5 protein-coding genes and 3 tRNA genes are annotated in these 7,011 nt (G+C 70.0%); 5 read left to right on the forward strand and 3 right to left on the reverse strand.

From position 1 onward, the window contains the following. Positions 1–253: 253 nt before the first annotated feature. Positions 254–910 (reverse strand): 5-oxoprolinase subunit B family protein, encoded by a 657-nt coding sequence (locus QOL99_RS13675; protein WP_285524623.1) that lies wholly within the window; start codon positions 908–910, stop codon positions 254–256. Between the two features lie 38 nt (positions 911–948). Here QOL99_RS13675 and QOL99_RS13680 point away from each other — a divergent pair, with 38 nt between their 5' ends. The 4 genes from QOL99_RS13680 (at position 949) to QOL99_RS13695 (ending at position 2,634) form a co-directional block, all read left to right on the forward strand. Then, positions 949–2,235 carry a nitrilase-related carbon-nitrogen hydrolase gene (locus QOL99_RS13680; protein WP_285524624.1) on the forward strand — a complete coding sequence of 429 codons (1,287 nt, stop codon included), beginning with the start codon at positions 949–951 and terminating at the stop codon, positions 2,233–2,235. Positions 2,236–2,317: 82 nt separating this feature from the next. Next, positions 2,318–2,405, forward strand: a tRNA-Ser gene (locus QOL99_RS13685). Between the two features lie 32 nt (positions 2,406–2,437). Further along, positions 2,438–2,529: transfer RNA gene (locus tag QOL99_RS13690), tRNA-Ser, on the forward strand. Between the two features lie 28 nt (positions 2,530–2,557). Then, positions 2,558–2,634, forward strand: a tRNA-Arg gene (locus tag QOL99_RS13695). 82 nt (positions 2,635–2,716) lie between these two features. Here QOL99_RS13695 and dnaG read toward each other — a convergent pair. After that, positions 2,717–4,489: a DNA primase gene (gene dnaG / locus QOL99_RS13700; protein ID WP_285524626.1), complete on the reverse strand. Its 1,773-nt coding sequence runs from the start codon at positions 4,487–4,489 to the stop codon at positions 2,717–2,719. Between the two features lie 258 nt (positions 4,490–4,747). Between dnaG and QOL99_RS13705 the strand changes: the two genes are divergently transcribed. Further along, positions 4,748–5,179: a hypothetical protein gene (locus QOL99_RS13705; RefSeq protein WP_285524628.1), complete on the forward strand. Its 432-nt coding sequence runs from the start codon at positions 4,748–4,750 to the stop codon at positions 5,177–5,179. 242 nt (positions 5,180–5,421) lie between these two features. On the opposite strand, the gene QOL99_RS13710 is transcribed toward QOL99_RS13705, so the two are convergent. Next, complete coding sequence (locus QOL99_RS13710; protein ID WP_285524630.1) at positions 5,422–6,528, reverse strand: autotransporter outer membrane beta-barrel domain-containing protein; 1,107 nt, start codon at positions 6,526–6,528, stop codon at positions 5,422–5,424. Positions 6,529–7,011: the final 483 nt, after the last annotated feature.

Here is a 7,011-nt window from a genome sequence, read left to right on the forward strand (position 1 = left end):
GGGTTGCCCACCAGCGCGTTCGCCAGCCGCAGGGCCACCGGGTCCGCCGCCCCACCCCCCGGCACGCCCAGCGCCAGGGCCCGCCGCCCCGCGTCCTGCACGGTGGTCTGGAGGCCGGGGCGCAGCACCTCAAGCACGTCGCTCCTCAGACGGACTCCGATGGAATCGCTGACGAAGTGATTCCATCCGAGCGGAGGCAAGAAGGAGAGAGGGCGGGTTCCTGGGGAAGGAAAGGAAGTGGACGGAATCCGTATCAGGCATCGGCCGCCATGAACCGCACCCGGTCGCCCGGCCCCCACAGCACGGGTTCTGGCCGCCCCAGGTCGAACAGGGGCGTGTCCGTGTGGCCCACGACCCGCCAGCCTCCCGGTGTCTCGCGCGGGTAGACGCCCGCCCACGGCCCGCCCAGCGCCACGCTGCCCGCCGGAACCCGCTCGCGGGGGGTGGGGAGCCGGGGCATCTGGAACTGCGGCGGCAGCCCGGTCAGAAAGGCGAACCCCGGCGTGAAGCCCAGAAAGGCCACCGTGAGGGTCACGCCCTCCAGCGCCCGGATGAAGCCAGCCTCGTCCAGCCCCACCTGCCCGGCGCACCAGCCCAGGTCCGGCCCCCCGAACGTGACGGGAAGGAGGTGCAGGCGTCCCGGCGCGGCCTCCAGCGACCGCACTCCCGCCAGCCGCTCACGCAGGGCCGCCGCGAGCGCCTCCGGACCCGTGGTCAGCGGGTCGTACAGCACCGTCAGCACGTCCAGCGCGGGCACGGTCTCGCGCACGCCGGGCAGGGGCCGCGCCGCGAGGCTGGCCCGCAACCCCGGCGCGAGGACCGAGCGCACGATCAGGGCGGCGTCTCCCAGCGGGGTGATCTCGGTGGGCGGGCCGGATATGGGCGGGCCGGGCGTGGGCAGGCCAGACATGCCGCATGATCCCACGCGGGGCCGCTAGGCTGGTCGGCATGACCCCCGGCGAAGCCCCCTCCCGCCACCACCCCAGACACTTCCGCGCCCTCGCCGTGCAGCCGCACTGGAGCACCGGGGATTTCACCAGCGCGGACGCGTTCCGGGCCTGGCTGCGCGGGCAACTGGAGATGAGCAGGCCCCACCTCGCCCCGGACCGCCCCAACCTCGTCGTGCTGACCGAACTCAACGGGCTGCCGCTGGTGCTGCGCGGGGTCCCGGTCGCGGCGCGGGCGGGCACCTTCGAGCGGGCGGCGCTGCTTCTCTTTCTGCGTCACCTGCCCCGCGCCCTGCCGGTGCTGCTGCGCGAGCGCGTCTCGCCCATCCGGGCGCTGCAACTCGCCCTGAGCGCGGAGAATGCCCGCCTGTACCTGGAGACCTGCCGCGACCTCGCCCGCGAGTACGGGGTGTACCTCTGCTGCGGCTCTACGCCCATGCCGCGCCTGCGGCTGGAGGGGGGGCGCGTGCACCGCGGGCCCGGCGTGCTGCACAACGAGACGGTGCTGATAGACCCGCAGGGCGACCTGATCGGCGTGGCCGACAAGGTCCACCTCACTCCTGCCGAGGAAGCCGGGGGCGTGGACCTCACGCCGGGACCGCTGGAGGAGTTGCGGGTCTTTCCCACCCCCGTCGGCGACCTGGGGGTGGCGATCAGCCTCGACGCCTTCCGCGAGGACGTGATCGGGCAGCTGGAGGCGGGCGGCTGCACCGTCCTGCTGCAACCCGACGCCAATGGCGCCCCCTGGACCAGTCTGGAGGGGCTGCCGCCCGACCCCGCCAACGTGCGCGACCAGCCCGTCGCCTGGCTGGAGTCGAGCTGGCAGACCACCACCGGGGGCCGTTCGATTCGCTACGCGGTCAACCCGATGGTGGTGGGCAACCTGCTGGACCTCACCTTCGACGGCCAGAGCGCGATCACCGGCCGCGCCGAGGACGCCCCCGAACTCCGGTCCTACGCCCTGACCGGGCCGCGCCCCGGCTTCCTCGCCCTGCTGCCCTGGGTGGAGGAGGGCGAGCCGGGGCGCCTGCGGGCTGCCGGGCGAGAGCGGGCGGCGGGCAGCGGCCATCCCTGGGAGAACCGCTACCGCACGGGCGTGCTGCATGCCGACCTGACCCTGCCTCCCGCCTGGCTTCCCGCCCCGCCGGGCACCCGGCACGAGGAGGCCCTGACCGCCCTGCTGCGCGGCGAGGCGGCCTGGCCCCGGCAGGGTCCCGGCTGGCGGACTGTGGCCCTGGGCGCGGCGCTGCTGGGGCTGGCCTGGCACGTTCAGCGGCGCAGGCGTTGACAATTTCCGGGGAGGGTGCCTATACTTCCTTTCGCGCTTGAGAAGGTTCCCCCGGGAACAGGTCGGGAGCGCCCCGCCGCAAGGGGGGTTGGCCGAGTGGCTGAAGGCAACGGTCTTGAAAACCGTAGTGGGGCAACCCACCGGGGGTTCGAATCCCTCACCCCTCGCCATCCAGCCAAGCATGACAATCTGGTGCCCTTCTGGAGAGATGGGTGAGCGGCTTAAACCAAGCGTTTGCTAAACGCTCGTAGGGGTTATTCTCTACCGCGAGTTCGAATCTCGCTCTCTCCGCCAAGCACCACCCGGCACCATCCACACGCATGTGCCCGTAGCTCAGCTGGATAGAGCGTCTGACTACGGATCAGAAGGCCAGGGGTTCGAATCCCTTCGGGCACACCACCAGGAAAGTCCGCCGCAAGGCGGGCTTTTTTCGTTTCTGGCCCAGATCGCCCGCCTCCATTGCCCCGCCCTGAGGCCAGGGTCAGGCGCCCGAGCGCCGCGCCCGCTTCTCGGCCTCGATGGCCCGCTGAAGGTCCTGAATCTGCCGCAGGTAGCTGAGCTGCTCGCCCGGCGTGGCCGCCGACATCTGCTGCTTGAGCAGGTCGACCTCGGCCCGGAGAAAGTCAATGCTCCGGCCGACCTGAATGTCGTCGACCGCCACCGCTGCGTAGGCGGCGACCCGTTGCTCGTACAGCTCATTGGTGGCGCGGGAATGGGCACCGGGGTCGCGGCCCTCGAACATCAGGCGGATCAGGAGCTGCTCCTCGGGCTGGCCCCGGAACACTTCCAGAATGTCGTCGGGGCTCCGGGCTCCCTGCGCGGCCAGCATGACCTTGCGGACAGACTCGTTGCGCCACGGCGTCGTGCCGTCGAGCTTGGCAAGCAGCGACGGATCGACCAGCAACTGCCGCAGCAGCGAGAGTTCGCGGTCTTCCTCGGTGCGGACGGTGCTCATGCCCGCGAGGTGGGTGTCGGTCAGGGTCCGCCGCCGCGCCTTGCTGCCGATCCACTCGGTCAGCCGCGTCTCGTCCATCTGCAGTCTGGAACAGAGCAGCGACCGGATCCGGCGTGCGCTGGAACTCACCTCGTCGTAGGCGTCCTGAATCTGCATGCGGGGCAGCAGTTCTGTCAGGATGGCCCGTTTGCCCTCCGGGGTGGAGCGGTCATGCTTGGCGATCACGCTGCTGACCCGGTAGTCCACCTCGTCCAGCCCACTCGCCAGCGCCTCGCGGATGCCCGCCTCGTCCCCGGCGAGCAGGGCGTCGGCGGGGTCCTTGCCGCTGGGCACGCTGGTCGCCCGCACCCGGAACTTGGCGCCCAGCACCTGATCCAGCCCCGAGAGGGTGGCCTTGAGTCCGGCCTCGTCCCGGTCGAACATCAGGACCAGGCTCGAGGCCCCCAGCCGTTCGAGCAGCGCCGCGTGTTCGGCCGTCAGCGCCGTGCCCAGGCTGGCGACCGCGCCCGTGAAGCCGTGCTGGTGCAGGGTGATCACGTCCATGTACCCTTCCACGACGATCAGCTCGCTGCCGCCCTTGAGGGTGGGCCGCACCTTGTCCAGCCCGTACAGCACCTCGCCCTTGTGAAACGCCTCCGTCTCGGGCGTGTTGAGGTACTTGGGTTTGCTGTCGTCCAGCACCCGTCCCCCGAACCCCACCAGGCGGCCGAGGTGGTCGCGAATCGGAAACATCACCCGCCCCCGGAACCGGTCGTAGACCCGGCCCGACTCGGGATTCTCGCTGAGCAGCCCCGCCTCCAGCAGCTGCCGCTCGGTGAGGTTCCGAGCCCGCGCCCGCTTGAGCAGGCCGTCCCAGGAGTCCGGGGCGTACCCCAGCTCGAAGGCTTCTAGGGTCGCGTCGGTCAGTCCCCGGCGCCGCAGGTAGTCCAGGGCAGGGCCGGACAGCTGTTCGCGGAAGTAGTCCAGCGCAAAGGCGTTGACGTCGTACAGGTCGCGGCTGCTGCGTTCGCCGTAGCGGGCCTCGACCTGAATCCCGGCCCGGTCCGCGAGTTGCCGCAGTGCGTCCCCGAACTCCAGGTTCTCGACCCGCTGCACGAAGGCGAAGACGTCACCGCCCGCCTTGCAGCCGAAACAGTAGAAGTACCCCTGCTCGGTGTCGACCTGAAAGCTGGGGCTCTTTTCCTTGTGAAAGGGACACAGCCCCTTCAGGCGGCTCTTTCCGGCCGGTGAAAGGCGCACATGTTCCCCGATGACGTCCGCGATATTCAGCCGCGCACGCACGTCTTCCTTGGTTCCCATGTGACCCCTCACCCCCTGCTCTCGCCGTCGGTCGCGGCGGTAGGGGGTCAGTGTACGCCCCCCGGCCTTGCTGTGCCAAGCGCCAAAAAGGGTGTGGTAGACGTGGTTTTTCTGCATAAACCCGGCGGCGGCGTGCCGCACGGCCTTTCCGCCCCGTCCGTGGCCCGGGAGATGATTGGGGGGGCCCCCGGGCCTGGTCCTGACTGCCGCCGCCACGGTCTGCGCCCCGGCGTGGGGGTAGGGTGGAGGGACCCGCCCATGCCTCCGCTCGGTGCTCCTCCCACCTACAGCACGCCCGCCACGCTGGGTCTGGCGCTGCTGGCGATCCTCACGTTCCTGTGGCACTTCACGCTGGGGGCGCTGGCCTACGCGGGCAGCGGGCGGTATCCCGGCCTCGCCCTGCTGCTGCTCTCGGGGCTGCTGCTGGTTTACGGGGTCCTGACCCTGATCCGCTACGCCGAGGCCCGCGACGCCATGAACGACCCCCAGCCCCGCGCTGCGATGTACGCCACCCCCCACGAGAGCCGGGTTCCGCTGGTCGGTCTGTGCCTCGCCGGGCTGCTGGTGCTGGCCGACGCCGCCTTCGCGCTCTCCGGGCAGCTTCCGCCCTGGCACCTGGCGGGGCTGCTGCTCTCAGCGCTGCTTGCCCGGCAGGCGTTCCGGATTCGGCCGCCCGCCGGGGACGACTGATAGGAATTCCCGATAAAAGGTGCACTGCTCAGCCTGGGCACCCGAGCGGCGCGAGCGGGAGAAGACACAGGTTGTGCAGTACGGAGCCGCAAGAGGCGCTTTCCCGATGGTTACGCAGGTTGAGTGGGTTCCGTCTGGCCGGGCCTCCAGCAGAGAAAAAAGGGTGGGCCAGGAAGGGCGCAGGGCCAAAAAAATGGAACCCGGTGAGGGGTTCCGTGGGGAGGGTGCGGAAGGAAAGCCGCTTAGAAGCGGAACTTCACCCCGGCCGCGATGGAGCTGTTGGTGGTGTTCGAGCCGTCGAAGTAGAACTGCTGACGGGCTTCCCCGAAGAGGGCCACGCGGTCGATGATGCGGTAGTCCACTCCCACGAGCAGCTCGCCGAAGGTGGAGCCCCGCTCGAGGTTGTAGCCGCCGCCCGCGCCCAGAATGCCGTCGGCGCGGTTGAAGGTGCCGCGGTAGGTGGCCAGGGCGCTGATGCTGTTGCCGGGGGTCTCGCCGCGCACGCGGAAATCACCCGTGACGCGCAGGCCCAGGCTGCCGATCAGGGCGTCGTTACCGACCATCACGCGCACCATCGAGCCGACATTCTGCTGGAGGATGTTGTAGTACGACACCCCGATGTAGTTTCCGTAACGCAGCGCCTCGACGGGGGGCACATAGGAAACGCCGGGTTCGCCGCGCTCGCCCTGCGGGCCCGTTGCTCCGGTTTCTCCGGCAGGACCCTGCGGCCCGGCAGCGCCCACCGCTCCTGCGGGGCCCGCCGGACCCTGCGGACCTGCCGGCCCCTGAGCGCCGGTCGCGCCCGTCTCGCCCTGGGGACCCTGAGGACCGGCGGGGCCCTGGGGACCCGTTGCCCCGGCCGCGCCCGTCCCGCCTGCCGGGAGGTTGGCGATGGCCGCCTGCAGCTCGGCAATCTGGGCACGCAGCTCCTCGATGGCGGTGTTCTGGGCGGCCACCTGGGCACGGAGCTGCTCCAGCCCGGTCAGCGCTTCTTGCAGGCCCTGGCGCAGGGTCTGGAGTTCAGCCGGGTTGAAGGTCGTCTGGTTGGCGGGAAGCTGCGCGATCAGGCGGGCAAGCACCTGCGCGACCTCCTGACGGGTGGCGGCCTGGCACCAGTCGAATTGCCCGTCGGGATAGCCGATGAAGAGCCCCCGCTGGGTCACGAGTTCGATGGCGGCTTGTGCCCAGGTGCCCGGCGTGCAGGCCACGACGGGCACCTGGGTCACGGGTGTGACCTGGGGGGTCACCGGGGTCAGGGGTGTAGTGGTGGTGGGCGCGGAGCCGCTGCCCCCCGCGAGGGCCGTGCCGAGCGCCATCAGGAGGCTGGTCGAGAGCAGGGTCTTTTTCATGGGTTCTCCTTGGAAATGGGGCCGCCGCGATAAGGCTGAACTCCCGGTCGTNAGTGGTGGTGGGCGCGGAGCCGCTGCCCCCCGCGAGGGCCGTGCCGAGCGCCATCAGGAGGCTGGTCGAGAGCAGGGTCTTTTTCATGGGTTCTCCTTGGAAATGGGGCCGCCGCGATAAGGCTGAACTCCCGGTCGTCGGGTGTATTGCGTCACAATTTACTCATCTTCATGCCCCTGAACCTGCTCTCAGGGTCTTCATAGAGGGTTCAGTGTTTTGTCGAAAATCTCCTATTGCCGGGAACCGGGACAGGGCAGAGGGAGACGCGGAGTCTCTGGTGACGGTCTGATCTCGCAGAGCCTATAGCCCTGGTTCTGCAGCCACGCCCAGGTCGGCCGTTGCTGCCCTCTCCCTGGCCGCCTCTGTGTACGGGGTATTCACGGCACGCTCAGTACCTGACAGGTTGAGGGAAATGGCGTCCAGGACGCAGA

Origin of the sequence: Deinococcus rhizophilus (genome assembly GCF_030271215.1) — a bacterium.
Classification (GTDB): domain Bacteria; phylum Deinococcota; class Deinococci; order Deinococcales; family Deinococcaceae; genus Deinococcus; species Deinococcus rhizophilus.

What these genes read in the sequence shown, in the direction of transcription:
- QOL99_RS13675 (WP_285524623.1), bottom strand. Translation starts at nt 910, where the DNA reads ATGTCTGGCCTGCCCACGCCCGGCCCGCCCATATCCGGCCCGCCCACC.
- QOL99_RS13680 (WP_285524624.1), top strand. Translation starts at nt 949, where the DNA reads ATGACCCCCGGCGAAGCCCCCTCCCGCCACCACCCCAGACACTTCCGC.
- dnaG (WP_285524626.1), bottom strand. Translation starts at nt 4,489, where the DNA reads ATGGGAACCAAGGAAGACGTGCGTGCGCGGCTGAATATCGCGGACGTC.
- QOL99_RS13705 (WP_285524628.1), top strand. Translation starts at nt 4,748, where the DNA reads ATGCCTCCGCTCGGTGCTCCTCCCACCTACAGCACGCCCGCCACGCTG.
- QOL99_RS13710 (WP_285524630.1), bottom strand. Translation starts at nt 6,528, where the DNA reads ATGAAAAAGACCCTGCTCTCGACCAGCCTCCTGATGGCGCTCGGCACG.